General features: G+C 73.1%; 21 protein-coding genes. 12 read left to right on the top strand and 9 right to left on the bottom strand.

Translation table 11 applies throughout. The features are described from left to right. The first annotated feature begins 58 nt into the window (after positions 1-58). Positions 59-724 carry a helix-turn-helix transcriptional regulator gene (locus E1284_RS14085; protein WP_131939517.1) on the top strand — a complete coding sequence of 222 codons (666 nt, stop codon included), beginning with the start codon at positions 59-61 and terminating at the stop codon, positions 722-724. Here the strand turns inward: E1284_RS14085 and E1284_RS14080 are convergent. The 3 genes from E1284_RS14080 to E1284_RS14070 are packed head-to-tail and all read right to left on the bottom strand — an operon-like array spanning position 721 to position 5068. Continuing rightward, entirely contained in the window at positions 721-1113 is a 393-nt protein-coding gene (locus E1284_RS14080) for a hypothetical protein (protein ID WP_131939516.1), read from the bottom strand. The two genes, E1284_RS14085 and E1284_RS14080, sit on opposite strands and share 4 nt — an antisense overlap. Continuing rightward, complete coding sequence (locus E1284_RS14075; protein WP_131939515.1) at positions 1113-3428, bottom strand: DUF4132 domain-containing protein; 2316 nt, start codon at positions 3426-3428, stop codon at positions 1113-1115. Before E1284_RS14075 ends, E1284_RS14080 begins: the two co-directional genes overlap by 1 nt. Then, complete coding sequence (locus E1284_RS14070; RefSeq protein WP_131939514.1) at positions 3428-5068, bottom strand: DUF4132 domain-containing protein; 1641 nt, start codon at positions 5066-5068, stop codon at positions 3428-3430. Before E1284_RS14070 ends, E1284_RS14075 begins: the two co-directional genes overlap by 1 nt. 183 nt (positions 5069-5251) lie before the next feature. On the opposite strand from E1284_RS14070, the gene E1284_RS14065 reads away from it, so the two are divergent. The 4 genes from E1284_RS14065 (at position 5252) to E1284_RS14050 (ending at position 9378) form a co-directional block, all read left to right on the top strand. Beyond that, complete coding sequence (locus E1284_RS14065) at positions 5252-6736, top strand: flavin-containing monooxygenase (protein WP_131939513.1); 1485 nt, start codon at positions 5252-5254, stop codon at positions 6734-6736. 10 nt (positions 6737-6746) lie between these two features. Continuing rightward, positions 6747-7514 (top strand): SDR family NAD(P)-dependent oxidoreductase, encoded by a 768-nt coding sequence (locus tag E1284_RS14060; RefSeq protein WP_131939512.1) that lies wholly within the window; start codon positions 6747-6749, stop codon positions 7512-7514. Between the two features lie 119 nt (positions 7515-7633). Further along, a complete protein-coding gene (locus E1284_RS14055) occupies positions 7634-8617 on the top strand; it encodes a DMT family transporter (protein ID WP_131939511.1) in 984 nt (327 codons plus the stop codon). Beyond that, positions 8587-9378, top strand: coding sequence for a serine protease (locus E1284_RS14050; protein WP_131939510.1), 792 nt, complete (start codon positions 8587-8589; stop codon positions 9376-9378). The genes E1284_RS14055 and E1284_RS14050 overlap by 31 nt, the downstream gene beginning before the upstream one ends. Positions 9379-9422: 44 nt before the next feature. Here E1284_RS14050 and E1284_RS14045 read toward each other — a convergent pair whose 3' ends face one another. Further along, positions 9423-10574, bottom strand: coding sequence for an RNA-guided endonuclease InsQ/TnpB family protein (locus tag E1284_RS14045; RefSeq protein ID WP_131939509.1), 1152 nt, complete (start codon positions 10572-10574; stop codon positions 9423-9425). A 197-nt stretch (positions 10575-10771) separates the two neighbouring features. Between E1284_RS14045 and E1284_RS14040 the strand changes: the two genes are divergently transcribed. The 3 genes from E1284_RS14040 (at position 10772) to E1284_RS14030 (ending at position 12838) form a co-directional block, all read left to right on the top strand. After that, the gene (locus E1284_RS14040; protein WP_131939508.1) at positions 10772-11680 is read left to right on the top strand and encodes an NAD-dependent epimerase/dehydratase family protein; all 909 of its coding nucleotides are present in this window, start codon (positions 10772-10774) and stop codon (positions 11678-11680) included. A 10-nt stretch (positions 11681-11690) separates the two neighbouring features. Then, positions 11691-12011 (top strand): GroES family chaperonin, encoded by a 321-nt coding sequence (locus E1284_RS14035; RefSeq protein WP_131939507.1) that lies wholly within the window; start codon positions 11691-11693, stop codon positions 12009-12011. 116 nt (positions 12012-12127) lie between these two features. Then, positions 12128-12838, top strand: coding sequence for a helix-turn-helix transcriptional regulator (locus E1284_RS14030; RefSeq protein WP_131939506.1), 711 nt, complete (start codon positions 12128-12130; stop codon positions 12836-12838). An 85-nt stretch (positions 12839-12923) separates the two neighbouring features. Here the strand turns inward: E1284_RS14030 and E1284_RS14025 are convergent, their stop codons facing one another. The 3 genes from E1284_RS14025 to E1284_RS14015 all read right to left on the bottom strand — a co-directional run bounded on the left by E1284_RS14025 (position 12924) and on the right by E1284_RS14015 (position 16045). After that, positions 12924-13406: a hypothetical protein gene (locus E1284_RS14025; protein WP_131939505.1), complete on the bottom strand. Its 483-nt coding sequence runs from the start codon at positions 13404-13406 to the stop codon at positions 12924-12926. Between the two features lie 21 nt (positions 13407-13427). Beyond that, positions 13428-14897 carry a multicopper oxidase domain-containing protein gene (locus tag E1284_RS14020; RefSeq protein ID WP_131939504.1) on the bottom strand — a complete coding sequence of 490 codons (1470 nt, stop codon included), beginning with the start codon at positions 14895-14897 and terminating at the stop codon, positions 13428-13430. Between the two features lie 74 nt (positions 14898-14971). Next, on the bottom strand, positions 14972-16045 hold the full coding sequence (locus E1284_RS14015) for a multicopper oxidase family protein (protein WP_131939503.1): 1074 nt from the start codon (positions 16043-16045) through the stop codon (positions 14972-14974). A 347-nt stretch (positions 16046-16392) separates the two neighbouring features. Between E1284_RS14015 and E1284_RS14010 the strand changes: the two genes are divergently transcribed. Further along, a complete protein-coding gene (locus E1284_RS14010) occupies positions 16393-16758 on the top strand; it encodes a PH domain-containing protein (protein WP_131939502.1) in 366 nt (121 codons plus the stop codon). Between the two features lie 18 nt (positions 16759-16776). On the opposite strand, the gene E1284_RS14005 is transcribed toward E1284_RS14010, so the two are convergent. Together E1284_RS14005 and E1284_RS14000 are read right to left on the bottom strand one after the other, a co-directional pair. Further along, entirely contained in the window at positions 16777-19800 is a 3024-nt protein-coding gene (locus E1284_RS14005) for an AAA family ATPase (RefSeq protein ID WP_131939501.1), read from the bottom strand. After that, positions 19797-20927: an exonuclease SbcCD subunit D gene (locus E1284_RS14000; protein WP_131939500.1), complete on the bottom strand. Its 1131-nt coding sequence runs from the start codon at positions 20925-20927 to the stop codon at positions 19797-19799. Before E1284_RS14000 ends, E1284_RS14005 begins: the two co-directional genes overlap by 4 nt. Positions 20928-21035: 108 nt before the next feature. Between E1284_RS14000 and E1284_RS41450 the strand changes: the two genes are divergently transcribed. From E1284_RS41450 to E1284_RS13990, 3 genes are all read left to right on the top strand, one after another. Continuing rightward, positions 21036-21722 carry a RibD family protein gene (locus tag E1284_RS41450; protein WP_165965260.1) on the top strand — a complete coding sequence of 229 codons (687 nt, stop codon included), beginning with the start codon at positions 21036-21038 and terminating at the stop codon, positions 21720-21722. Beyond that, complete coding sequence (locus tag E1284_RS41445; protein WP_165965259.1) at positions 21715-22143, top strand: deaminase; 429 nt, start codon at positions 21715-21717, stop codon at positions 22141-22143. Before E1284_RS41450 ends, E1284_RS41445 begins: the two co-directional genes overlap by 8 nt. 130 nt (positions 22144-22273) lie before the next feature. Beyond that, the coding region (locus E1284_RS13990) for an aldehyde dehydrogenase (protein ID WP_131939499.1) at positions 22274-23700 on the top strand (1427 nt) is incomplete at its 3' end.

Here is a 23700-nt window from a genome sequence, read left to right as displayed (position 1 = left end):
CCCGGAGCGAGCCGCTGGCAGGTTGCTGCCACCCGTCGGCGTGGCAGACTCGGTACCGATGAGCGTTGATCTGGACCGGAACGTCGTGCTGCGCGGCGAGGCCGAGCTGGTCGAGCGCGCCGGGCGGCTGTTCTCCGCGTGCGCGGAGTTCGCCTGCGCCGCGACGGACCTGCACACGTGGGCGCTGCCGGGGTTCCGGGAGCGGCTCGTCGCCGAGCGGCACCGGGTCGATCCCCCGCCCGCCGCCTTCAAGCTCTACAGCCCGGCCGCGCTCGCGGACGAGGAGTCCGAGCGGCACCTGGTGGAGCTGGCCCGGGCCGGGCTCCGGGTGCGGATCTGCCCGGCCCCGCTCCCGCACGAGACGATCATCGTGGACCGGCGGGTCGCGATCCTCGCGGGCCCGGCGGTGGGCGGCGTGCGCGAGTACACGGTCGTCCGGTCGCCGGGCGTGGTGAAGGGCGTCGTCTCGCTGTACTGGGCGACGTGGGAGACCGCGGTGGACCTGGCCGAGTACCGCCGCGACCGGCCGCCCGCGCTGTCGCCGGAGAGCCGCCGCATCCTGGCACTGCTCGGCGGCGGGCTGAAGGACGAGGCGGCGGCGCGGAGGCTCGGCATGTCGCTGCGCACCTACCGGCGCCGCGTCGCGGAGATCCTCACGCTGCTGGACGCCGACACCCGCTTCCAGGCGGGCATCCGCGCCCACGAGTTCGGCCTGATCGGCTAACCGCCGGCGAGCGCGATGAGCTTGATGAACACGAGGTCGGGTTCGGTCGAGAGGTCGATCTCCTCGTCCAGGTCCTCGACCTGGCGGTCGCCGGCGAGCACGAAGAACCCGTTGGTGAGGAACGCCTTCTCGGCGATGTCGGCCTGCCGCTCCCAGTCGAGGCGGCGCGGCTCGCACAGGCGGTAGCCGTTCAGTTCGGCCTCGGCGCCGTCCGGGCGGACCAAGCCGTTGAACCGGTCGGACGGCCGCGCGTTGTGCCGGGCGACCTCCTCGCGGACCCGGAGCCTGATCAGCTCCCGGACCGTCATCCGTTCCGGCAGCGCCTCGATCCGGGCCTCGGCGACCGGCGTGCCGGTCGCGGTCTCGTCCCGGAAGGTCACGGCGGGCATCAGGCACCTCGCTCGATCTGCGTGCGGATCGACTCGTCGGTGATCGTGTCGTCGGCGGCGAGCAGGAACGCCTTGCTGAGGATGAGGGAGAGCCGCTCGTCCTCGAAGGGCAGGAAGACCTTGGCGCCGAGGGCGCGGCGTTCGGGGACGATGCACAGGAACGCGTCGTCCGGCTCCATCACGATGTTCGCCGAGCCCAGGTGGATCCTGTAGGTGCGCAGCCGGCCGCGCACGACCAGGTGGCGGTCGTCGATCGAGCACCGGTCGGCGATCTTCGTGCGGGGCAGGATGCGGGCCAGGGCGTCCTTCCGCGTCCTCGTGGACTCGTACAGGTCGGCGTACCATTCGCGGACCCAGTACTCGTGCGCCTCGCCGTCCTCCCACATCGGGTCGGCGGCGATCGAGGTGACGCCGACGAACAGGTCGACGTCGCGCATCGCCTCGCTGAACACCAGCGGCGGGACGTCCGCGAGCCGCGCGTTCCGCCACGAGCCGTCCGCGCGGCGGTCGAACAGGACCCGGTTCGTGCCGGCGATCTCCTGCTCGTACTCCCCGTCGGCGAGGACGTGCGAGAACCGGACCCGCCACTCCCCCGCCGCGAGGACGCGCGCCGCCTCGTCCGCGCCGCCGCCGTCCCACGGGCCGAGCAGGCTGCTGGTCCAGCCGCGCGCCCGGAACAGCGCGAACATCCGCCGGTAGTGGACGAGGTGCGCGGCGAACCGGTTGGAGTAGGTCCCCGTCTCCTCCTCGGCCGGGGTAAGGAGGTAGATCTCGCGGAACGCCTGCTTGAACGGCTGCCGGATCCGCCGTTCGATCAGCAGGTCGCGCCAGGCCCGCACCTCGCCGGGCTCCGACCTGATCGGATGCCACAGCCGCACGGCCGCGTCGTCGGCGGCGTCGGGGAGGCCGTCGGTCTCGGGCAGGACGGCCCGCCACGCGCCCGGGGCGGTCTCGACCTCCCAGATCAGGCCGCGCACGGTCGGCCCTGCGATCGTGTGGTGGACGAGCGTGTCGCGCCAGCGGCCGAAGGGGTGGGTCGCATCGACGGTGAAGCCGCCCTCCAGGGCGCGGGCGAGCGTGACGAGCTGGGCGCTCAGGCGCTTGACGAGGTCGCGCAGCTCCTTCAGCTCGTCCTTGTGGTCGCGGCGGACGGGCGCCGGGACGCCTTTCAGCGCCTTGCCGTCCTTCTCGAAGGTCAGCTCCGCCTTGCCGCCGACGGTGATGACCGCCGTGTAGCCGCCGATTTCGCGGTGCAGGTTCCCCAGGTCGGGGAGGCGCAGGGCGACCTCGGTGCGCTCGGCAAGGGCGGCGTCGACCTTCTTGAGCATCTTGTCGAGTTGCTTGTGCACGCCCGCGTGGCGCACGTTCCGCCGGACGTTCCGGATCGCGGTGACCAGTTCGGGCGTCGGGAAGTCCTGCGCGGCCCGGACGAGCTCGTACAGCAGCGCCTGCGACGGCAGCGTCCTCGCCTCGGTGGGCGCGATCGAGATGTCGGGGAGCAGGCGGTCGAAGAAGTCCGGGAGCCACGGCTCGTCCCGCAGCAGCATGAGCCGCGCGGCGCGGCCGAGCATCTCGACCTCGTCGGTGGTGAACGCCTTGTCGGCCCGGTACGGGATCTCGCCGTCCTGGATCGCGCGTGCGCGGGCGGCCGCGCTCTCCAGGGCGCTGCTCGCGAACCGGACGTAGTCGGGGAGTGCGGCCACGCGCTCCCACGCGTCCGGAAGGGGCGGCGGGGAGCCGTGGCCCCGGGACCGCTCCAGCTCGGCCAGCAGGACCCGCTCCTCGGCGGCGAGGCGGACGGCGACATCGAACTCCACCAGCGCGAACTCGCCCTTCCTGCCGGGGCGGAGCCGCCGCGCGGCGCGCCGCAGGACGTCGTCTCCCGCGACCCCGGCGACCGCGAGGAGGGCGAAGGGCTTGTCGTCGCGCTCGTTCTCGAGAAGGAACTCGACCAGCGTGCTCGCCGGGCGGGCGACGTCGGGCCACGCGCTCCGGCAGCGGGCCAGCGCCGCCGCGCCGAGGGCGATGTCGGCCCATTTCCGGGCCGTCAGGCCGTCGACGAGTGCCGCGAACATCCGCTCGCACGCCTCCGGTGTGAAGTACGGCTGGCGCTGCTTCACCTCGTCCTCCACCATGAAGCGGACGCAGGTCGAGACGTGGTCCGGCGCGCGGCCCAACCCGTAGGCGGCGGGCAGGAGGCCGCCGAGGCCGGTGTCGGAGACCCGCCACATCTGGGCGTACCAGGCGGGGAAGTCCGCGGCGTCCTCGGGGGCCGGGTCGGTCATGGCGCGCAGCAGGCGGCCGGCCAGATCCATCAGGCACCTCGTCTGATCTGCCGCAGCACGGCCGCGTTGGTGATCTTGTGGTCGGCGGCGAGCAGGAAGGCGGTGCCGAGGATCTGCGTGAGCCGCTCGTCCTCGAACGGCAGGAACAGCCCCTTCTGCCCCGGCCGCCGGGACGGCTCGACGCTCAGCCGGGTGCCGCCGGGCTCCATCAGCACCCCGCCCGACCCCAGGTGGATCTTGTAGGTGCGCAGCTCGCCCCGGACGGCGAGGAACCGGCCGTCGACCGAGCAGCGGCCGGCGATCCGCGTGCCGGGCAGGATGCGGCGCAGCGCGTCGCCGCGGATCTCGGCGCTCGCGGACGGCTCCCCGAACGGCTCCTCCTCGCTGATCGAGGTGACGCGGAGGAACAGGTCGACCTCCCGCGTCCCCTCGCTGAACACCAGCGGCGGCACGTCCGCCGGGCGGACCTCCCGCCAGCGGCCGGCGACCTTGCGCTCGAACCGGATGTCGTCGTGGTGGCCGACCCGCCACTCCCCCTCGGCGAAGACGCGGCGCAGCGCCCCGTCGATGCCCCGGCCGGGCCCGGCGGCCGGGGAGGCCCGGTAGGTCTCCCGGAACGCCTGCTTGAACGACTGCGTCATCCGGTTGCCGGTCACGAAGCCGCGCCACGCGCGCACCGCGCCCGGGAACGCCCGCGCCGGATGCCACAGCCGCACCCGGGCGTCATCGGACGGGACGGGCAGCGCGCGGCCGTCCACCGTCACCAGCACGCCGCCCTCGCCGGGGGTGGCGGCGTGCCAGATGCCGTCGGGTCCCTCGAACTCCCAGATCAGGCCGCGCGCGACGACGCCGGTGACCGGGTGGTCGCGGTAGTGGCGGCACCATGCGGCGAACGGCCAGGCGCGCTCGACCGCCATCAGCGCCTCGACCCGGGTCCGCTCCGCGGCGAGCGTCGCGCGGACCTGCTTCACCAGCGACTTCAGCTCCTTGATCTCGGCGGCGAACGGGACCTTGAGCGCGCCCGGCACGGTCCGCAGCGGCCGGCCGTCCGCACCGGTGAAGGTGAGCCGGACGGTCAGCGGGTCCTCGATGACGAGGACCGCCTGGTAGGCGCCGATGTCGCGGGCGAGCGAGCCGTCCCGGCCGAGGCCGTGCGCGGGCACGCCGCGCTCGACGAGCTGCGCGGGCGTGATGCCGCGGCGGGCGGCCGCCGCCTCGATCGCCGCGGCGATCTGCCGGCCGAGGCCGGGGTAGCGGACGTCGCGGCTCAGCCCGCGCAGGACGTCCAGCGCGCGGGGGTCGGCGAACTCGCCGAGCGCGTTGACCGCGCCGCCCGCCAGCTTGGCGGACGGCTCGAACTCGCGGGTCACCCCGGCGGCGCGGCGCACGATGACGTCCAGCAGCGGGACGACGCCCGGGTCGCCGAGCAGCGCGGCGGCCCACACCCGGCCGCGGGCGCCCGGCTCGGCGCGCAGCGACGGGTCGGAGAACGGCCGGCCGCCGACGAGGTCCGGTTCCTTCGTCGCGTACCAGCGCACCCTGCGCAGCACCGCGTCGCGGGCGGCGGGGTCGGCCAGCAGTTCCAGCGTGCGGCGCCGCCACGCGCGGGTCGGCCGCGGCGCGCTGAGGGCGTCCAGATGCGCCCGGAGGTCGGCGGAGTCGTCGGACATGAGGTGATCTTTCCAGACGGCACCGACGGTTCCCGGCGTTTCCAGTGATCAGCGCCTGATCTGGCACCCGGCGGGAGGCCGGCGGAGGGCACCGACAGAAACCGGCCGATCGCGGCACCTGGTCAGTGACCTCATGGTCACCTAGGCTCGGGGGACCGCGGTAGAACGAGGTTCGGGACGGCCATGACGCACAGCGTGGTGATCATCGGAAGCGGGTTCGGCGGGATCGGGATGGCGATCCGGCTCCAAGAGGCCGGCGTCCGCGACGTGGTGATCCTGGAGAAGGCCGAGGGGCTCGGCGGCACCTGGCGGGACAACACCTATCCGGGCGCGGCCTGCGACGTCCCGTCCGCCCTGTACTCGTTCTCGTTCGAGCGCAAGACCGACTGGACGCGCCGGTTCCCGCCGCAGGCCGAGATCCTCGACTACCTGTGGCACTGCGCCCGCAAGTACCGGGTGCTGGGGAAGGTCCGGTTCGGCACCGAGGTGACCGAGGCGCGGTTCGACGAGGACGCCGCGCTCTGGCGGATCTCCACGACCGGCGGCGACCTGGAGGCGCGGGTCCTGGTGTCGGCGTGCGGGCAGCTGAACCGGCCCGTGCTGCCCGACATCGAGGGGCGCGACTCGTTCGCCGGGACGAGCTTCCACTCCGCCCGCTGGGACCACGGCGCCGACCTGCGCGGCACGCGGGTCGCGGTGGTCGGGACGGGCGCGAGCGCGATCCAGTTCGTCCCGGAGATCGCCAAGGACGCGGCGGAGCTGCGGCTGTTCCAGCGGTCCGCGCCGTACGTGATCGACAAGCCGGACCGGGTGTACCGGCCGTGGCAGCGGGCCGCGATGCGGAACCTGCCGGGGCTGTGGGAGCTGAACCGCGGCTACACCTACGCGGCGTACGAGGCGCGGGCGCTGGGGTTCATCAAGTACCCGAAGCTGATGGCGATGCTGGAGAACCGGTTCAAGGACACCTTGAAGGACGGCATTGAGGACCCGGCGCTGCGGGACGCGCTCATCCCGGGCTACCCGATGGGCTGCAAGCGGATCCTGATCTCCAGCGACTACTACCCGGCGCTCGCCCGGCCCAACGTCGACCTGATCACCGACCCGATCGAGCGCATCACGCCGTCCGGTGTGGAGACGGCGTCCCGCGCCTACGACGTGGACGTCATCGTGTACGGGACGGGGTTCCGGTCCACCGAGTTCCTCTCCCCCATGAAGATCGTCGGGCGGGACGGCCGGGAGCTGAACGAGGCGTGGCGCGACGGCGCGCAGGCGCATCTCGGCATCACGGTCAGCGGCTTCCCCAACCTGTTCCTGCTGTACGGCCCGTACACCAACCTCGGGCACAACTCGATCATCTACATGCTGGAGTCGCAGTTCCGGTACATCCTCGGCTGCGTCGAGGCGCTGCGCGGCGCCGGGCTCGCCTGGATCGACGTCAAGCCGGACGTGCAGGACGCCTTCACCCGCGACATGCGCGAGCGGATGCGCACGACCGTCTGGGAGGCCGGCTGCCAGAGCTGGTACATGACGGCGGACGGCACGGTCGTGAACAACTGGCCCGGGTTCACGTTCGCCTACCGCCGCGCCACGCGCCGGCCCGACCCGCGGCACTTCACCGCCCGGCGCCGGCCCGGTCCCGGAGCACGGCCTAGGTCCGGGGCGGCCTAGGCTCGGAGTCATGCCGACCGCCTTCATCACCGGCGCGACCGCGGGCATCGGCGCCGCGTTCGCCCGCCGCCTCGCCTCCGACGGGTTCGACCTGGTCCTGCTCGCCCGCGACGCCGAGCGCCTGGAGCGCACCGCCGCCGGGCTGCGCGACGCCTACGCCGTCCGCGCCGAGGCCCTGCCCGCCGACCTGTCCGCCGAGGAGGGGCTGGCGGCGGCCGAGGAGCGGGTCCGCGAGGACGTCGACCTGCTGGTCAACAACGCCGGGTTCGGCAACCGCGGCGTGTTCCTCGACGTCCCGGTGTCGGACGAGCTGACCATGCTGAAGGTGCACTGCGAGGCCGTCCTGCGGCTCACGCACGCGGCGCTGCCCGGGATGCTGGAGCGCGGCCGGGGCGCGGTGGTCAACGTCTCCTCGATGGCGGCGTTCGCGACGCGCGGGACGTACGGGGCGTCCAAGGCGTGGGTGGTGAGCTTCAGCCGGGGCATCGCGGCCGACCTCCGGCAGCGCTCGCGCGGCGGCGTCCGGGTGATGGCGCTGTGCCCCGGTTTCGTGCACACCGAGTTCCATGACCGCGCCCAGATGGACATGTCCGGGCTGCCGGACTTCATGTGGCTGGACAAGGACGACGTCGTGGACACCGCGCTCCGCGATCTGCGCCGCGGCGCCGAGCTCAGCATCCCGGGCGCGCAGTACAAGATCCTCGCCGGCGCCGCCCGGTTCGTCCCACGCGGTCTGGTGACGCGCCTTTCGTCCACCACCGGCCGCCGGTACGACTGATGCGCGCATAAGCGAATACTTGCACCCGGGGCCCGTACGGGACAGGCTGAGAGCACAGGTCGATTCGATGGCGCGCCGAACGACATGCCCCGTCCCCGTCCACCGAGAGGCCCCTCCCGATGGGTTCCGACCTGGGTTATGCCGCCCTCGCACTGATCGCGACCACCGTCTACTACATCTCGTTCATCATCTTCCGGGCCTCCGCGCGGAAGATGGAGCCGCTGCGCGGCAGCCGCCCGTTCCGCGTCGCCCGGCTGATGCTCACCGACCCGGTCTGGCTCGGCGGCGGGCTGCTGCTGTTCCTCGGCCTCGGCTACGAGGTCGTCGCGTTCTCCGCGATGCCGCTCGCGGTCGCGCAGCCGATCTTCGCCGTGGCGCTGGTGCTGCTCATCGGCTACGCGGTGTGGTTCCTGGACGAGCGGCTCAGCATCCGGGAGTGGACGAGCGTCGCGCTGTTCGTGCTCGCGGCGATGCTGATCGGCCTGTCGGCCACCGAAGAGGGCGACCTGCACGCCGACGCCACGCTGGCGGGCACCCTCGCCCGCCCCTGGACGATGATCGCGATCTGCACCCCGGCGGTGCTCATCGCGGCGCTGGTGTGGCTGGTCGGCGACCGCCGCGCGAGCGGCCGGCACGCCCGCAAGCTGGCCGGCGTCGCCTACGGCATCGGCGCCGGGGCGTGCGCCGGGCTCGCCGAGGCCGGCATCCGCGGCATCTCGATCGTCTACCAGGAGACCGGCAGCCTCCAGGCGGTGCTGCAGTCGGCCTACCCGTGGCTGACGATCGGCCTCGCCGCGATCGCGCTCGGGCAGCTGCAGGTCGCGCTGCAGCGCTGCCGGATCGCGATCGTCGCGGTCGTGCTCACCGTCATCGGGCGGTCGTACCTGCTGCTCGCCAGCAGCGTCCTGTTCGGCGAGGACTGGCCCCGAGAGGCCGGCCCGTTCCTGCTGCGGGCCTGCGGCTTCGTCCTGGCGCTGCTCGCCCTCGTGCTGTTCCCCCGCTACGAGCAGGCGCCGGATCCGGCCGCCCGGAACACCGTGCACCCCGCGTTCGATGCCCGTACATTGCCGAGATGGCCCTCCACTCCCGCAGGCCCCTCCTGACGGCGGTGCTCGGCGCCGCCCTCGCCGCGCTCGGCGCCGCCGTCGCGCTGCCGCTGGCGCCCGCCCCCGCGTCCGCCGTGGTGGGCGGCGCCCCGGCCTCGTCCGCGGCGTACCCGTGGCTCGCGGCGGTCGGGTCGCCGATCTTCTTCGTCCGGCCGTCCGGGCAGTTCTGCGGCGGGGTGCTGATCAAGCCGGACCGGGTCCTCACCGCGGGGCACTGCGTCGCGCTCTTCCGCGCGGTGCCGGGCCTGCTCACGGCCACCTTCGGCCGGGACGAACTGACCGGCGGCAGGGGCGAGACGGTGGCGGTGAAGTCGCTGCGCATCCACCCCGAGTACCGCGAGACGTCGTTCAAGGACGAGACCGTCCTGCACCACGACGTCGCCGTCCTCACGCTCGAGCGGCCCGTGCACCGGCCGACCGCCGTCCTCGGCACGCCCGGCCGAGCCCGGACGGGGACGATCCTCGGCTGGGGCTTCACGTCGGAGAACGACCTGGTCAACACGCGGCTGCGGGCGGCCGGCGTGCCGCTGCGGAGCGACGCCGCGTGCCGGCGGGCCTACGGCGGCTCCTTCGACCCGTCCGACATGGTCTGCGCCGGATCGGACACGACCGACTCGTGCCAGTTCGACAGCGGCGGCCCGCTGCTCGTCCGCGGCCGCGTCGCCGCCCTGACCTCCTGGGGCTACGGCTGCGCCAAGCCCGGCTACCCCGGCGTCTACACGCGGGTCGAGTCGCTCCCGTCAGCTTCCCGGCCCTGAAGGGGCCGAGCTTGCAGCTCTTCGCCATCGCTGGATGTGGTGGGTCAGGCCGCGTCGTCGGCAGCGTGACTCACTGCCCAGCCCGCGGCGCCGCGGGCGGCGATGTTGCGGGCTGCGTTGACGTCGGCGTGCTCAGCGAAGCCGCACGACGTGCAATGGAAGGTGGCCTGGTCGGGCCGGTTCTTCTTGTGAATGTGGCCGCACGCCGAGCACCCCTGCGAGGTGTAACGGGGATCCACGAACACCACCGGGACGCCGGCGCGTTGTGCTTTGTAGGTGATGAAGGCGCCGAGCTGGGCGAAACTCCAGGAATGCAGGGTGACCCGCTGGGGCTTGCGTAGCCGGACCCGCGCACGGATTCCGCCCAGGTCTTCCAGGGCGATCCCGTGCGCGGTGCGTTGAGCCTCGGTCACGATCTGCTTGGAGATGCGGTGGTTGGTGTCGGCCGCGAAACGCGCCCCCCGGCCCGACAGGTGACGCAGCAGCCGCTTGGCCGACTTGGTGCCCTTGGCCTGCAGGCGTTTGCGGAGCCGCCGGTTGCGGTGCCGGACCTGGTTGACCTGCGCGCCTAAGTGGACGGTGCCGCCCGATGTCGTGGCGATGTTGACAATGCCGAGGTCCACCCCGCAGAACCCGTCCGGCACGTATTCGGGGGCCGGTGGGACGTCGCATGTGGCGTACAGGTAGAAGCACCCGCCGCGCCGCACCAGGTCCGACTCGCCCCGCCGGAAGGCGGCCAGCATCTTGGCCTGCGAGGGCGAACACGCGAACGGGACGCTCTTGAGCCTGCCGTATACGGTCCAGATGCTCACGGTGCCGGCGTCGAGCTGCCACGACAGCGACCGGTCGTCGAACGGCTGGGCGGCGTCCTTGCGGAACCGGACCGGCGCGCCCTCCGCCCGGGCGCGGCGCCGCGAACCTTGCGGCCCGTAGTTGCCCGCCTTCAGGTTCTCAGCCAGCGAGGCATAGGCCCCGGCGGCTTTGCGGATGCAGTGGATCGCCGGCTGCGCCGATAGGCCCATTGCCTTCAACTCGCCGTAGACCAGCCGCTGCAGCGCGGTCTTGCCCTTCACGCCGGCGGCGAAGGCACGGCGGGAGGCGTGGCAGGCGGCCTGGTTGCACAGCTTCAGCGTCTCCCGCAACGCCGCCTCGGTGGCGGCGTCGGGGAGCAGCTTGACCTGCACCACCAACTTCACACCCACACGCCTTTATCGTGACTACGAGTTGGCAACTGTGTAGTGAGTGGGCGGCGGAAGGGCGTGCACCGGCCAGCGGAAACGCTCTGACTGACCGTCCGGGCCCTGAGCGGAAGCGATTCCCCCCAGCCGTGAACGAGCAGGACTCTTCGCTGGAGCGCATTGAACGGGCAGCGGCGGGGCTGGATGCTTGCCGCATGCGGGTACTGGTGACGGGGGCGGCGGGATACATCGGCTATGCGGTCGGGCGGCGCCTCGTCGCGGCCGGCCATGAGGTCGACGGGCTGGTGCGGCGGAGCCCCGACGTGCCGGACGGCGTGCGGCCCGTGCGCGGGGACCTGCTCGTCCCGGACGGGCTGCCGCGCGGTCCCTACGACGGGGTGTGCCATCTCGCGGCGCTGACCCGCGTCCGGGAGTCGTTCGAGCAGCCGCTGCGGTACTTCACCGCCAACGTCCAGGGCACGGTGAACCTGTTGGAGTCCGTGACCGCCGACCGGGTGGTGTTCGGATCCACCGCCGCCGTGTACGGGACCCCGGAGCGGCAGCCGATCCCCGAGAGCGAGGCCACGGCGCCGGCCAGCCCGTACGGGGCGTCGAAGCTGGCGGCCGAGCAGGCCGTCCGGTTCCACGCCCGGACGGGCGCGGCCGGCGCGGTCGTCCTGCGCACGTTCAACGTCGCCGGGTCGGTGGACGGCCGGATCGACCCCGACCCGACCCGGCTGATCCCGAAGGCGCTCGCCGTGGCCGCCGGGCACGCCCCGCTGCTGGAGATCAACGGGGACGGGCTCGCCGTCCGCGAGTACCTGCACGTCGACGACCTCGCCGCCGCCTACGTCCGCGCGCTGGAGGCCGTCCGCCCCGGCGAGGACCGCCTCTACAACGTCGGCAGCGGCGCGGGCGCCGCCGTCCACGAGGTGGTCGCCGCCGTCGAGAAGGCCACCGGCCGGCCGGTGCCGGTCCGCCGCCGCCCGGCCCGGCCGGAGGCGCCGGTACTGCGCTGCGACGCCGCCGCGATCCGGGCCGAGCTCGGCTGGCGGCCGGTGCGCTCCGCGCTGCCGGAGATCATCGCCGGCTCGTGGGACGCCCTGACCCGCGCGGACGGCTAAACTCGCCGGCGTGTCCGAGCCCAAGTTCGAAGTCCAGATGCTCCACGACCGCGTCATGATCAAGAGCGAGAAGGACAGCGGCGAGCGCCGCAGCACCGGCGGGATCGTGATCCCCGCGACCGTGGAGCAGGAGAACCGCCTGGTGTGGGGCGAGGTCTGCGGGGTCGGCCACCACGTGCGGATCGTCAAGCCCGGCGACCGCGTGCTGTTCCACCCCGGCGACCAGTACGAGGTCGAGATCCAGGGCGAGAACTACCTGGTCATGCGGGAGCGCGACCTGCACGCGATCGCCAGCGAGCGGCCCGAGCACGGCACCGGCCTCTACCTGTGACCCCGCGACCCGAGCGGGGATGAGCCGCGCGGGACGGGGGGTGCGGGGGCCGGTTCCGCAAGAAGCCGCGCCTCCTCCACGTGATTTTCACTAGTGGATATGCATAAACTCGGCCCATGGACGACCGCGAATGGGTCGACGCGGAGCCCGCGGCGGCCGAGGCGGGGCTCGGCGACAGCCGCGCCCGGGTCCTGCGGGTGGTCCGGGAGGCGGGCGCCGCGCCGCTGGGCGTGCGCGAGATCGCCGAGCGGGCCGGACTGCACCCCAACACGACGCGCTTCCACCTCGACGGGCTGGCCGAGGCGGGCCTGGTGCGGCGGGTGGCCGAGGACCGCGACCGGCCCGGCCGCCCGCGGATGGTCTACCGGGCCGAGGCCGCGGACGGCCGGCACAGCTACCGGCTGCTCGCCGAGATGCTGGCGAGCCTCGTCTCCGGCATGCTGCCCGACCCGGAGCGGGTCGCGATCGAGGCGGGCCGCGCCTGGGGCCGCCACCTCGCCGACCCGCCCGCGCCGTTCCAGCGCCTCGGTCTGGCCGAGGCGCTGGAGCGCCTCAACCGGATGATGGCCGGGATGGGGTTCAGCCCCGAGATCGAGCACGACGCGAAGCACCCGGACCGGGAGGAGATCCGCGTCCGGGTGCACAACTGCCCCTTCGGCACGGTCGCCGAGCAGCACGCGGACGTCGTCTGCCCGCTGCATCTCGGCCTGATCCAGGGGGCGCTCGCCGGGATGGACGTGCCGCTGGCGGCGGAGCGGCTGGATCCCCTGGTGGAGCCGCACCTCTGCCTGGCGCACCTGCGCCGTGTCCGGGACGCCGAACGCTGACGCGGTGATGCGCGCGCACAGGCCCGCGGGCGCCTTGCGGGGCGTCCGCGGGCCGGTGCGCGGGGTGCGCGGGTGCGGGTGCGGGTCAGCGGCTCTGCTCGGCGGGTTCGGCGGGGCGCTCGGCGTCCGTACCGTCCCCGGCGTCCGCACCGTGCGGGCGGCGCGGGCCGTACAGGGTGAGCAGGATCCCGGCGATCAGCACCAGTTCGGCGGCGCCGCTGAGGACATCGAGCCAGCCGAGCGCCTCCGCCTCCCCGGATTCGGGCCCGAAGGGCAGCCCGCTCGTCCGGCTCACCGCCCACAGGGCGAGGACGCCCGCGTTGACCGCGAGCCCGGACAGCAGCACCGCCCGCTCCTCGCCGGTGTGCACGAGCACCGCCCAGATGAGCTGGAACATGCCGATCGCGCTGAAGAAGATCGCGTACGCCCACCACTCGCTCAGGTGCTCGGGCACGACCGCGTAGTGGATGAGAGCCGCGACGACGGAACCGATCGCCGCGACACGCCTGGCCAGCGGCACGGGCGAGGGCGCCGGGACGGCCGTCCTCCGGGTGTCGAGGGTTGTCATGGTCACCTCCGTGGACATGGGTCAGCCGACCTGGAAGACGCCGAGGCCGCCGGTGGCCATGTTCTTCATCTTGTGGCCGAGGAACGGGTACGTGCCGGCGTCGGGCAGGGTGAACTCGACGAAGCCGCCCTGCGTGGGCTGCAGGTCGAGGACCTGCGCGCCGCCCTTCTCGTCGTTGTCCTTGCGGACCCGGTAGGCGCCGTCCTTCCAGACCGTGTCGAAGATCGTCCCGACGACGTGGAAGGCGATGTTCTCGTTGGGGCCGCCGTCGTCCACCCACACGCGGACCCGGTCGCCGGGCTTCACCTTGATCGGGGCGTGCACGTACTGGTTGTGGTAGCCGTTGAAGACGACCGCGTCATAGTCGCCGGCCAGCATCTTGGCCATGTCACCGGGCTTGCCCTGCGGGCCGAGGTACAGCTCGGACTGCACGAGCACCAGCTCCTTGTCGACCTTGTCCAGCTTCGGCGGGTCGACGATCACGGCGCCGTGCATGCCGTTGCCCATGTGGTAGATCATCGGGTCGGAGCCGCAGTGGTAGGTGAAGATGCCGGCGAACTGCGCCTTGAACTCGTAGACGAGCGTCTCACCGGGCTTGATCGTCCTCATCTCGACGTTCGGCGCGACCTTCGAGGCGTGGAAGTCGATGGAGTGCCCCATCGAGCCCTTGTTGACGAGCTTGATCCGGAAGGTGTCGCCGACGTTGCCGCGCAGTGTCGGGCCGGGCGCGGAGCCGTTGTAGGTCCACCGGGTCTGCTTCACCCCGGGGGCGACCTCGATCTCCTTCTCAGTGACGGTGAAGGTGACCTCGTGGACGTCCTTGCCGTCGTTGGCCGGGGCCGTCGGGTCGTGCGGCTTCCACCCGGCCGCGGGCTTGGCGGCCGGGTCGATCTTGGCGTTCGCGCTGTCGCCGGCCGCCTTGTCGCCGCCGGCCGCCGCCGTGGTACCGGACGCCGCGGTGCCGCTCTCGCCGCCGGTCACGGTGATCTCGACGAGCATGCCGGCCTCCTTGTGGCCGGGAATGACGCACCACGCCTGGGTCGACTCGGTCAGCACGCCCCAGTGCTGCGTCTCGGATTTGCCGGGCTGGAGCTGGTTGCTCGTCTTGCCCAGCAGGCTCAGGGTGTGCGCCTGGCTGCCCTTGTTGACGACGTTGACCGTGACGTCGGCGCCCGCCGGGACGGTGACCTTGTTCGGCTTGATGTACATGTCGCCCTCTTCGAATTCGAGGGTGACCTTCTTGCCCTTCCCGGGCAGGGCCGCGCCGCCGCCCCCTCCGGCGGAGGACGAGGTGCCTTCCGCGGACGAGGCCAGCGTGCCGGTGCTGTTGCCGAACGAGGCGCTGACCATGAGCAGCCCGACGATGAGGCCCAGCGCGAGCGCTGCGCTGACGACGGGCAGGACCCCGTTGAGGGCCGAGGTCCAGCGGGCGAGCCGGGAGCCCGGCGGTCTGTCCGGAGCAGGGTGATCCGGCGCAGGGGTTACTGACATTGACTTACTCCTAATTCGTGCAGCAGGGGGGCTCAGGCGAGTCACGCGGGCCGTTGCCGGCGACCGCGCCCGACTCAGCTGATCTGCATCTCCATGACCAGGCCGAACATGCCCTGGGGGCCCTCAGCGTGCGGGAAGATGTGGCAGTGCCAGATCCACTTGCCGGGCTGATCGGCGTGGATCAGTACGGTGTAGCGCTCGCCTGGCGCGACATTGATCGTGTCGGCCTTGTAGGTCTGTTCCAGGGGGAACCCGTCCTTGGCGATGATCACCTGGTCCACACCGTGCAGGTGCATCGGGTGGGCCATGGTGCCCGCGTTGACGTAGGTGACCTGCACCCAGTCGCCCAGCTTGGCCTTCAGCGGCTTGGTGGCGGGGAATCCCTTGCCGTTGAGCGTCATCCCGATGGCGCCGGAGTCCTGGATCTGGATGATCTGCTTCTGCGCCACCTTCTCCTTGTTCGGGGTGGGGATGTCACCGAACTGGATCGCGCCCCACAGCCCGCTGCTCACCTGCTTCACGCCGTCGTAGTGCGAGTGGTACCAGGTGTCCTGGATCCGCGTCACCGGGAACTCGTACGTGAACGACTTGCCCGGCTTGATCGAGTCCTGGGTGACGTTGGGGACGCCGTCCATCTTGTTGGGCAGCTGGATCCCGTGCCAGTGGACGCTGGTGGCCTCGGGCAGTTCGTTCTTCACCACGATGCGGACCTTGTCGCCGACGTCCGCGCGGATCGTCGGGCCCGGCACCATGCCGTTGAAGCCCCAGGCGTCCACGACCTTCCCGGGTTCGATCTCCCACTTGAAGGCCTCCGCGGTCAGGTGGAACTCCTTGGTGCCGTCCTTCAGCACCTTGTAGGCGAGGTCCTGGCCGCCCTGGCCCTTGGTCGCGGCGGGGAAGCTCTTGTCCCGCTTGGCCATGGCGTCGTCCATGGCCTTCCAGCCGTCCCCGCCGGACGCGTCGTGCGACATCCCGTCGTGCTCCGCCGCGGGCGACCCGGCCGCCTGCGCCGGCTCCGCCGAGTGCGACGTCTCGGCGGAGTGCGACGCCTCGGCCGCGTCGCCGCGCGGAATCGTCCACAGCGCGACGGTCAGCGCGACCGCGAACGCGAACGCCGCGACCAGCACCCTCGATCTTGCGCCATCCATTTCTGCCGACCCCTTCCGGGTCTCATTTTTCACTAGCAGACTAGTTTTTATTGGCAGAACACTGGGCGCGTCCAGGGGCGGCGGGTGTGAAGCGCCGCACAGCCCGCCGGGTCGCGGACAACCTGCTGGTCAGGGGCGGTGCGTCGGCGATCTTTTCGCGGCCGCGGCGCCGTCCGCGACCCCGGTGCGGCATCCCCAATTTAACCAATTACACTAGGTTTTTTAGCTCCGCAGCGGCTCGCTCGCGATGGGGCGGCGGGGGCGGCGGCGCGGGTGCGACACTTCCGCACGGAACGGGACGGGCCGTGCGTCCGTCGAAGCGGCACACCCGAAGACCGGAGGAAGCGATGGGCGACGAGATCGAACACGACAGGTCGAGCCAGCTCAAGCAGATCGAGAGCGGGCTCATCCCCGGCGAGCAGATCATCGCCGTCTACGACGCGGTCGGGGCGGGCACCGGGTTCATCGGCCTCACCGACCGGCGCGTGATCATCCAGGACAAGAGCTTCGCCGGCAAGAAGTACGCCATCACCAGCGTGCCCTACTCCAAGATCACGTCGGTGAGCGTGGTCAGCAACAAGTCATGGGCCGGGTCCTACTTCTCGACCGGGTCGATCGCGATCAACGTCGGGCACCAGACCTACGAGGTCGAGTTCCGCGGCAGCGACAAGAGCCACCACGTCCACAACGTGATCCTGCAGTACATCTCGTGACGCCGGGCCGCCGACCGGTCAGATGACGATCGTCGCGGTGGAGCCGGTGCGGTCCTTGGTGACGCGGAGCTGCGCGGGGATGCGGCCGCGCAGCTCCGCGACATGGCTGACGATGCCGACCGCCCGGCCGCCGTCGCGCAGGCCGTCGAGGACGTCCATGACCTCGTCGAGCGTCTCCTCGTCGAGCGTGCCGAAGCCCTCGTCGACGAACAGCGTGCCGATCTCCGTGCCGCCGGCCTCGGCGGTGACGACGTCGGCGAGGCCGAGCGCCAGGGACAGCGACGTGATGAACGACTCGCCGCCCGAGAGGGTGACGGGGTCGCGCATCAGGCCCGTCCAGGCGTCGGCGACGCGGAGGCCGAGGCCGCCGGCGCCCTTCGTGCGGTCGCCGGCCGCCTTCTCCGTGGTGTGGACGAGCGCGTAGCGGCCGCCGGACATGCGCGACAGGCGCTCGTTCGCGGCCGCGACGACCTGTTCGAGGCGCGCGGCGAGGACGTAGGCCGACAGCGACATCGCGTGCCGGTTCGCGGGGTGCTTGCCGGACGTCAGGCCGGCGAGCCGCTCGGCGACCTCGTGGCGTTCGGCGGCGGGGCGCCATTCGGCGACGGCCCCGGTGAGCTGGCCGCGCAGTTCGGCGACGCGTTCGCAGCGGTACCGGGCGCGGTCGGCGGCGCTCGCGGCCTCGGTGTGCGCCGCCTCGGCCGCCCGCACGGCCGCCTCGAGGGCGGGCAGGTCGGGGGCGGGCGCGGCAGCGGCCTCGATGAGCGCCGGGTCCTTGAGCAGGGCGCGGACCTGGGCCTCCTGGTCGTCCCACTGCCGGATCCGGTCGCGCAGGACGCCCTGGTCCTCGTCGGGCATCGCGGCTTCCAGGACCTCGTCGGGCGTCGCGAACCCCTGCTCCTCGGCCTCCTGCCTCGCCTTCGCGCGGGCCGCGGCCAGCTCCTCGTCGGCGCGGCCCGAGGCGCGCGACGCCTCGACGGCCTCGCTGAGCGCGTCGGCCTCGCGGGTGAGGCGGGCGATGCGCTCCTCCAGGGTCGGGTCGTCGCCGCGCGCCCTGTCGAGGTCGGCGGCGAGGCGCGCCTGCTCGGCGGCCAGCTCCCTGCCCTGCGTGCGGTTCTCGGTGAGCAGCCGGGAGACCCGGTCGTGCTCGTCCCGCGCCTGGTCGAGGTCCTGCTCGTGCCGGTGGAGCACGGCCTCCAGCCGCTCGGCCTCCGCCGCCCGTGCCATCGCGGCGTCCAGCGCCTGCTCGGCCTCGGCGAGTTCCGCCGCGAGGACGTCGGCGGGCGCGTCCCCGGCCGCCTCCGTCAGCTGGTCACGCTCGGACCGCCGGGACTCCACCTCGCCGGTCTGCCTCTCCCGCCGCTCCTGCGCCCGCTCGTAGGCGGCCTGGGCGCGGTCGATCTCGTCCTCGGTCGGGACGACGGCGAGCGAGGCGACGGGCGCGGGATGCTCGGTGGAACCGCAGACCCGGCACGGCTCGCCGTCCGCCAGTTCCGCAGCGAGGACGGCGGCCATGCCGTCCAGGCGCGTCTGCCGGAGCTCTTGGGCGCGGTCGCGGGCCTCCTGCGCGGCGTCGACCGCGGCGCGCTGCGCCTCCTCGGCGGCGGCGAGCAGGCTCTCGACCTGGTCGCGGCGGTGCGCGGCGTCGAGCCTGCGCCGGACGTCCTGGACGGCGGCCTCGGCCCCGGCGCGGCCCGCCGCCGCGAGCCTGGCCTCGTCCAGCTCGGCCCGGCGGGCGGCCACGATGCCGGGGAGCTCCTCCAGCGCCGCGGCGGTCCGCGCCTCCTGCGGCTCCAGGCGGCGCAGCTCGGCGGCCAGCGCCTCCCGCTGCCGCTCGACGTCGCGGAGCCGGGCGGCCGCGGCGCGCGCACCCTCCAGCGCGGCGGCCTCCCCGCGGCGGTCGCGTTCGGCCTTGGCGAGGACGTCCTCCGGCGCCTTCGGCGGCAGCAGCGCCGCGACCCGTGCCCGGGTCTCCTCCGCCCAGCGGCGCGCCTGCACCGCCCGGCCGCGGCGGTCGCGGACGTCCTTCACCAGCGGGACGACCCGGTCGGCGCGGGCCGCGGCGTCGAGCCGCGACGCCATCCGCGACTTCTCCTCCGCGTGCCCGGCCAGGGCGTCGCGTCGCGCGACGGCGTCGGCGTGGCTCTGCCGCCGCGCGTCGAGCGCCTTCCCCTCCTCAAGGGCCGTGCGGGCCGCGCGCAGTGTCTCGGTGACGTCCGCGCGGAGTTCCTCGACGGCCGCGCGGACGTCCGCGTGCCCGGCGGCCAGCTCCGCCGCCCACGCGGGCAGCGCCTCGACCTCGGCGAACGGCTCCACGGCCGGCTCCCCGCGGCGCGGCTGCGGGACGGCCGGGCGCTCCCCGCGCGGCGCCGCGGCACCCGTGGCCTCGGCGATGCGGTCGGCGATCGACGCCGCGGCCGCGCCGAGTTCGGCGGCCTCCCGCCCGGTCGCGGCGCGCCGGTCGGCCAGCCACTTCTCGACCTGCGTGAACACCTCGGCCGCGAACAGCCGCTCCAGCACCTTGCGGCGCTCGTCCGCGCCGGCGCGCAGGAACCCGGCGAACTCCCCCTGCGGCAGCAGCGCCACCTGGCAGAACTGGACGGCGTTCATCCCGAGCATGCGCGACACCAGGTCGCCGGCCTCGTCCAGGCGCGTGGTGAGCCCGGTCCACGCACCGTGCTCGAACTCCTCCAGGACGACCTTGGCGTGCTCGGTCGTGGTCCCGGACCCGCGCAGCTTCGGCCGCTCCCAGGCGGGCGACCGCGTGATCCGCAGCCGCCGGCCCCGGATCGTCGTCTCCAGGACCACCCTCGGCCCCGCACCGGGCGGGGCGTGGTCGCTGCGCAGGCCCTTCACCGCGTTGCGCACGCCGGGCACCTGCCCGTAGAGGGCGAAGCACACCGCGTCGAGGATGCTCGTCTTTCCGGCGCCCGTCCGGCCCTGAATGAGGAAGAGCCCGGCGTCCGACAGCGCGTCGAAGTCGATCACCTCGGTGCCGGAGAACGGCCCGAACGCCGCGACCTCCAGCCGGTGCAGCCTCACGCGAGCGCCTCCTTCCGCCGGCAGGACTCGAACGCCTCGTGGAGCAGGGCGCGCTCCCCGGCGGTCGCGGGGCCGTCGGTCACCTCGGCGACGAAGTCGCCCGCGACGTCCAGCGGGGAGCGCTCGCGGACGCGGTCGGACCAGGTGCGGGCGCCGTCCGCCGCGCCGCCCTCGGGGTCGAAGCCGAGGACGAGCGTGTGCGGGAAGCGGCGGCGGAGCCGCTCCATCGCGGCGGACGGGCGGCGCGCGTCGGTCAGCGTCACCTGGAGCCAGCGGTCTTCGAACTCGTCGTGGGCGGGGTCGGCGAGCAGGTCGTCGAGGCGGCCGCGCAGCCGGCCGAGGCGGCGCGGGACGGGCGCCTCCACGAACTCGCCCGCGACGCCGCCGTCCGCCGCGAGGTCGATCAGCCACGACCCCTTGACGTGCCTCTCCTCGGAGAACGAGTAGGCGAGCGGCGACCCCGAGTACCGGACGCGGTCGGTGATGCGCCAGCGGCCGTGCAGGTGGCCGAGCGCCGCGTAGTCGACCCCGTCGAACACCGACGCCGACACCTGCGACGACCCGCCAACCGAGATGTCGCGTTCGCTCTCGCTGGACTCGCCGCCGGTCACGAACGCGTGCGCCAGCACGACCGAGCGCTCCTCGCGGGCCGCGGCGTCGTCGCGGACGCGGCGCATGGCCTCGGTGAGCGCGGCGGCGTGGCTCCGCTCGTCCAGATCCCAGGGCTGGCGGACGAGCTCGGGCTCCAGGTACGGGATGCCGTAGAACGCGGTGCCGCCGACGACGACCGGATCGCCCACGGCGGCGAAGTCGGTGCGGACGTGCACGCCCGCCTTGTCCATCAGGGCGGAGCCGAACCCGAGCCGGCGCGCCGAGTCGTGGTTGCCGGCGATGAGCACGACCCGGGCCCGCTCGGCCAGCCGTTCCAGGGCCTCGTTGCACAGCTTGACGGCGTCCACGGCGGGCAGCGCGCGGTCGTAGACGTCGCCCGAGACGAGCACGCACTCGACCCGCTCCGCTGCGACGGTCTCGACGAGGTGGTCGACGAACGCCGCCTGCGCGCCCAGCAGGTCCTCGCGGTGGAAGGATCTGCCGAGATGCCAGTCGGAGGTGTGCAGGATTCGCATGTCGCAGCAACCATAGGCACCCCCTCCGACACATCCCGCGCAGAAACGCCGAGCCGTCCCAAAGGATCTTCGAACACCGCATCGCGGCGGCTCCCGTAGTGTTGCGGCGTGAGTGATCGTCCCTATGTGCTGCTGAGCTGCGCGATGTCCGCCGACGGCTATATCGACGACGCGGGCCCGGAGCGGCTGCGGCTGTCCAGCGCGGCGGACTTCGACCGCGTCGACGCGGTGCGCGCCGGCTGCGACGCGATCCTCGTCGGCGCCGGGACGGTGCGGGCCGACGACCCGAAGCTGCTGGTCCGCTCCGCCGCACGCCGGGAGCAGCGCGTCGCGCGGGGGCTGCCCGCGGACCTGACGAAGGTGACGCTGACCTGGAGCGGCGACCTGGATCCGGCCGCCCGCTTCTTCACGACGGGTGAGGCGCCGAAGCTCGTCTACGCCCCGTCGGCGACGGCGGCGGAACTGGCCCCGCGGCTGGACGGCCTGGCCGAGGTGGTGGACGCGGGCGACCCGCTCGACCTCCCGACCGTCCTGCGCGACCTGGCGGCGCGGGGCGTCCGCCGGCTGATGGTCGAGGGGGGCGGCGGCGTGCACACGCTCTTCCTGACCGCCGGCCTGGTCGACGAGCTGCAGCTCGTGGTCGCGCCGTTCTTCATCGGCGACCCGTCCGCGCCGCGCTTTGTGCGCTCGGGCGTCTTCCCGCAGTCGCCGGACCGTCCGATGCGGCTGGAGGACGCCACCCGGATCGGCGACCTGGCCCTGCTGCGCTACCGCGTCGGAGCCTCGCGTGGATGACCGCGCCTGGCTGGAGCTGGCCTGCGACCTGGCGAAACTGTGCCCGCCGTCCGAGACGGCGTTCTCCGTCGGCGCGGTGATCGTCGGGGCCGACGGCAGGGAGGTCGCGCGCGGCTTCTCCCGCGAGAAGGACCCGCACGACCACGCCGAGGAGGCGGCCCTCGGCAAGGCCGCCGGAGACCTGGGCGGCGCGACGATCTACACCTCCCTGGAACCGTGCGGGCACCGCGCGTCCCGCCCGCGCCCCTGCGCCGAGCTGATCATCGCCGCGGGCCTGCGCCGGGTCGTGTTCGCCTGGCGCGAGCCGGTCCTGTTCGCCGCGGGCACCGGCGCGGAGATGCTGGCCGCCGCCGGGATCGAGCTCCGGGAGGTCCCGGACCTGGCGCCCCGCGCCCGCACCCCCAACGCCCACCTCCTCTAGGACGCGGCAAGAGAGATGAGACGCGAGTCTCATTCCTCTTGCCAACGCCCCGGGACCCCGTGCGATGCTGTGCCCAAGCAAGCATTCGGTTACCCGAACTCGCCCCGTGCGGGCAGGGAGGCACAGCAGCATGCGCGAGCACGATCGGCTGTTCATCGGCGGCGAGTGGGCCGCCCCGGCCGGTACCGGCACGATCGACGTCATCTCCCCGCACACCGAGGAGGTCATCGGGCGGGTCCCCGAGGGCACCGAGGGCGACATCGACGCCGCCGTCGCGGCGGCGCGGCGCGCGTTCGACGAGGGCCCCTGGCCCCGGATGACGCCCGCCGAGCGCGCGGAGGTCGTCGGCCGGCTGTCGGCGATCTACGCCGAGCGGCAGCAGGAGATGGCCGACCTCTGCACCGCCCAGATGGGGTCGCCCATCATGTTCTCGGTGTTCGGGCAGGCCGCCATCCCGCAGATGGTCCTGCAGTACTACGTGGACCTCGCCGCCACCTACACGTGGGAGGAGGAGCGGCAGGGCATGCTGGGCCCGGTCACGGTCACCCAGGAGCCCGTCGGCGTCGTCGCGGCGATCGTCCCGTGGAACGTCCCGCAGTTCACGCTGATGCTGAAGCTCGCGCCCGCGCTGATCGCCGGGTGCACGGTGGTGGCCAAGCCGTCCCCCGAGACGCCGCTCGACACCTACCTCCTGGCCGAGTGGATCAAGGAGGCGGGGATCCCGGACGGCGTCGTCAACTTCGTCCCGGCCGGGCGCGAGGTCGGCGCCTACCTGGTCGCGCACCCGGGCGTCGACAAGGTGTCGTTCACCGGCTCCACCGCCGCCGGCCGCAAGATCGGCGCGGTCTGCGGCGAGCAGCTGAAGCGCTGCACCCTCGAACTCGGCGGCAAGTCGGCCGCGATCATCCTGGACGACGCGGACCTGCCGTCCACCATCGAGGGCTTCAAGCTCGCCTCGCTGATGAACAACGGCGAGGCGTGCGCCGCGCAGACCCGCATCCTCGCGTCCCGCCGCCGCTACGACGAGGTCGCCGACGCCCTCGCGACCATGGTCGGCGGCCTCACCGTCGGCGACCCCGCCGACTACGCCACCGAGATCGGCCCCCTGGTCGCCAAGCGGCAGCAGGAGCGCGTGGAGAACTACATCCGGATCGGCCAGGACGAGGGCGCCAAGCTGATCACCGGCGGCCTGAACCGGCCGCACGACCGCGGCTGGTACGTCGCCCCGACCGTGTTCGGCGACGTCGGCAACGACATGCGCATCGCCCGCGAGGAGATCTTCGGCCCCGTCCTCGTCCTCATCCCCTACGAGGACGAGGCCGACGCCATCAAGATCGCCAACGACAGCGACTACGGCCTCGGCGGCTCGGTCTGGACGTCCGACGTCGACCACGGCGTCGACGTGGCCCGCCGCATCCGCACCGGCAGCTGCGGCGTCAACATGTACACCCTCGACCCGAACACCCCGTTCGGCGGCTACAAGAACAGCGGCATGGGCCGCGAACTGGGCCCCGAGGGCCTGCACGCCTACCTGGAGCACAAGTCCATCCCCCACCC

Origin of the sequence: Actinomadura bangladeshensis (genome assembly GCF_004348335.1) — a bacterium.
Lineage (GTDB): Bacteria > Actinomycetota > Actinomycetes > Streptosporangiales > Streptosporangiaceae > Spirillospora > Spirillospora bangladeshensis.
This window is presented reverse-complemented; position numbering and strand designations above follow the sequence as displayed.